At 38.7% G+C, this 3,320-nt stretch carries 3 protein-coding genes; all 3 read left to right on the top strand.

The window, feature by feature from the left end; genetic code table 11:
* A partial coding sequence (locus tag ACOVO2_RS21015; RefSeq protein ID WP_421771870.1) for a GNAT family N-acetyltransferase occupies nt 1-428 on the top strand: 428 nt, incomplete at its 5' end.
* A gap of 232 nt (nt 429-660) precedes the next feature.
* Complete coding sequence (gene tpiA, locus ACOVO2_RS21010) at nt 661-1,422, top strand: triose-phosphate isomerase (RefSeq protein ID WP_421771869.1); 762 nt, start codon at nt 661-663, stop codon at nt 1,420-1,422.
* Between the two features lie 163 nt (nt 1,423-1,585).
* A complete protein-coding gene (gene bshC, locus ACOVO2_RS21005) occupies nt 1,586-3,130 on the top strand; it encodes a bacillithiol biosynthesis cysteine-adding enzyme BshC (RefSeq protein ID WP_421771868.1) in 1,545 nt (514 codons plus the stop codon).
* The last annotated feature ends 190 nt before the right edge of the window (nt 3,131-3,320 follow it).

Raw genomic sequence — 3,320 nt, 5'->3', positions numbered from 1 at the left:
CCCAAAAATTGGCTTTCAAACAAATCAATTACGAGTGGATTGAGAAATATTTCAAAGTAGAAAAAGGTGATTTAGCTTCCCTCGAAGACCCTGAAAAATATTTTTTGGCTACGGGAGGAGCGGTACTTTTGGCACGTAGAGGAGAAGAATACCTCGGAACTTCGGCCCTAAAACCAATGGGGAATGACTCTTATGAACTTTGTAAAATGGGCGTAAGTGAAGCTGCTCGTGGCTTAGGAATTGGTGGCTTGATTGGTGAGGCAGCTATTCAGAAAGCCCGTGAGTTGGGAGCCAAACGTGTCTATCTCGAAACCAACTCGGGCCTTACGCCTGCACTCACACTTTATGCAAAATTGGGTTTTGTACGAATCGAAAACTTTACATCGCCCTACGAGCGTGCCGATGTGGCTATGGAATTATATTTATGACACAATTCTCCGAATTGTAATCTTGACTAAACAATTTAGAAAATTGTTCTACAATTTCAATTTGTCAGACTATTAAAAAAGCGGTATCTTTGGGTGTTTAAGAGGGTGTTTTATGTAATTAAGTATAAAACATAAAATTATTACCCCAAGTCAACTATTAATTAAATTAGTCGTTTTCTGTGGACTGTCGTCTATTGACCATCGACTAAAAACAATCAAAGATTCTAAGAAAATGAGAAAAAAAATCGCCGCTGGTAACTGGAAAATGAACAAAACTTTTGAAGAAGGTCAAATCTTGCTTTCGGAAGTTGTAAATATGGTAAAAGACGAAGTTGTAAATCCTAACGTACAAGTTGTGATTTGCGTACCGTTTCCTTATTTAAGCACTTTCGGAAAATTGATTGATACGCCAAAGGTTTCGTTGGGTGCTCAAAACTGTTATCCAAAGGCTTCGGGTGCATATACAGGTGAAGTTTCGGTACCGATGTTGAAATCAGTTGGCGTTGGTCACGTAATCATTGGTCACAGTGAGCGTCGTCAGTATTTCAATGAGTCTGATGCGTTTTTAGCTGAGAAAGTTGATGCTATTTTGGCTGAAGGTCTTACACCAATCTTCTGTTGTGGTGAAACCTTAGAACAACGCAACGAAGGCATTCATTTCGATTTCGTTTGTGGACAAATCACTAATAGTCTTTTCCACCTTTCAGCCGAAGATTTGAAGAAAACCGTGATTGCTTATGAGCCAATTTGGGCAATCGGTACGGGCGTAACTGCTTCAAACGACCAAGCACAAGAAATGCACAAAGTTTTGAGAGACCACTTGGCATCAAAATACGGTCAAGAAGTAGCTGACGAAATCTCTATCCTTTATGGTGGAAGCGTAAACGGAGCAAATGCTCAAGAACTTTTCGCTTGTCCAGATGTTGATGGTGGTTTAGTTGGTGGAGCTTCGTTGAAATCAAGAGAATTTACAAATATTGCGAAGTCGTTCTAATTCTGAATACATGATATAATCTAAAGCCTTACAGAGAGCAATCCCTGTAAGGCTTTTTTATGAAATTGAATAAATACCATCTAATATTTCTCTAAAACTCCAGCCTATGAAACCCACAGCCGCTTTTTGGTGTTGTGTTTAGAGCAAAGAAAAAAACATAAATATGCCCTCTCAACAAATAGAGTTAAATTCGGTCGGTGCATTTCCGAAACTGTTTTTAGATTATATTTCAAAAAACGAAAATCTTACAAAATTCTACAATCAATATCCTGATTTACAAGGGTTTAGTAAAGTAATCGAATCAAGGAAGTTTTCGGATGATAAACGTTCTACCTTGGTTTCGGTGCTCAAAAAACAGTATCAAGGCTTAGAAAATACCCCCGATTTTGATGCCCTATTGCAAGCCAATACTTTTACCGTAACAACTGGCCACCAGCTAAATATTTTTACTGGCCCGCTTTATGTGATTTATAAAATCGTTACGATTATCAATTTGGCAAAAAAATTAAAAGCCGAATTTCCTGCTTATAATTTTGTGCCTGTCTATTGGATGGCCAGCGAAGACCATGATTTTGCCGAAATCGCTTCTTTTAACCTTTTCGGAAAGACCTATAAATGGGAAACCGAACAAAAAGGAGCTGTCGGACGCATGAATCCTGCGGAATTGCAAACTATTTTCGACGAACTTTCTGAAAAACCAGCACTATTCGAAGAGGCATATCTGAAAAACACTACATTATCGGCGGCGGTTCGCCAGTATATGCACCAGCTTTTTTGTAGCGAAGGTTTGATTTGTTTAGATGCCGATGATACCGCCTTGAAAGGTATCTTTAGTGATATTATCAAAGATGATTTACTGCAAAATTCAGCCAATAAAATTGTCACCGAAACTTCAGAAGAACTTAATAAAATGGGTTATCATACCCAAATTACGCCTCGTGAAATCAATTTCTTTTATCTCGAAAATGGACTTCGTGAAAGAATAGTTTTTGAGGAAGGACAATTTAAAGTGCTAAATTCTGAGTTAGTATTTTCGCAAGACGAAATTCTCCAAATACTTAAAGAACATCCCGAACGCTTTAGTCCTAATGTGGTTTTGCGTCCACTTTATCAAGAAACAATCTTGCCAAATTTGGCCTATATTGGTGGTCCATCAGAAGTGCCGTATTGGTTACAACTCAAAGGTATTTTCGACCACCATGGTGAGCAGTTTCCGCTGTTGATGCCACGAAACTTTGCCTTGGTAGTCAATCAAGCCAATAAAAAACGCATTGATAAACTCGGTATCACGACCGAAGAACTTTTTGCCGATGAAGTTGCTCTTCGCAGAGGTTTTGTGGAGCGAAATTCAGAAAACTCACTGAGCCTTGCTTTTGAAATTGATGATGTAAGTGAAGTTTTTGAACGAATCTTGAAAAAATCGTTGGCAATTGACCAAACCATGAAAGGTGCAGTGGAAGCCGAGAAAGCAAAAATCATCACTTCGCTCGAAAATCTCGAAAAACGCATCAAAAAAGCCGAAGAACGTAATCAAGAAACGGCAGTTACGCAGCTTTTAGGTTTAAAACAAAAACTCTTCCCTGATGGTGGTTTGCAGGAGCGTAAAGAAAATTTCTTGAATTTTTATCTCAACGATAAGGAATTTATCAACAAACTCATCGAAGCTTTCGACCCGATTGATTATCGTTTTAATATTGTTGAGATTTAAATTACTCAAGTTGTGCAATTTTTATTTCCCCTCCTTTTTTCAAGGAGGGGTGTCCTGACGTAGTCGGACGGGGACGCCCAGTCGGGGCGGTTTTTTGCGTAGAATTTAGTTTTGAAAGAATCTTTAACTCCCTTTAACCACCCCGTCAAAATTCGACTTCGTCAGAATTTTGCCACCCCTCCTTGAAAAA

It is taken from the genome of Emticicia sp. (assembly GCF_049241225.1).
In the GTDB taxonomy this organism is placed as follows: domain Bacteria; phylum Bacteroidota; class Bacteroidia; order Cytophagales; family Spirosomataceae; genus Emticicia.
Note: the sequence above shows the minus strand (reverse complement) of the source record. Positions and strands in the feature narration are given on the sequence as shown.

Coding starts and splice junctions, on each gene's coding strand:
- tpiA (WP_421771869.1), top strand. CDS start 661: ATGAGAAAAAAAATCGCCGCTGGTAACTGGAAAATGAACAAAACTTTT.
- bshC (WP_421771868.1), top strand. CDS start 1,586: ATGCCCTCTCAACAAATAGAGTTAAATTCGGTCGGTGCATTTCCGAAA.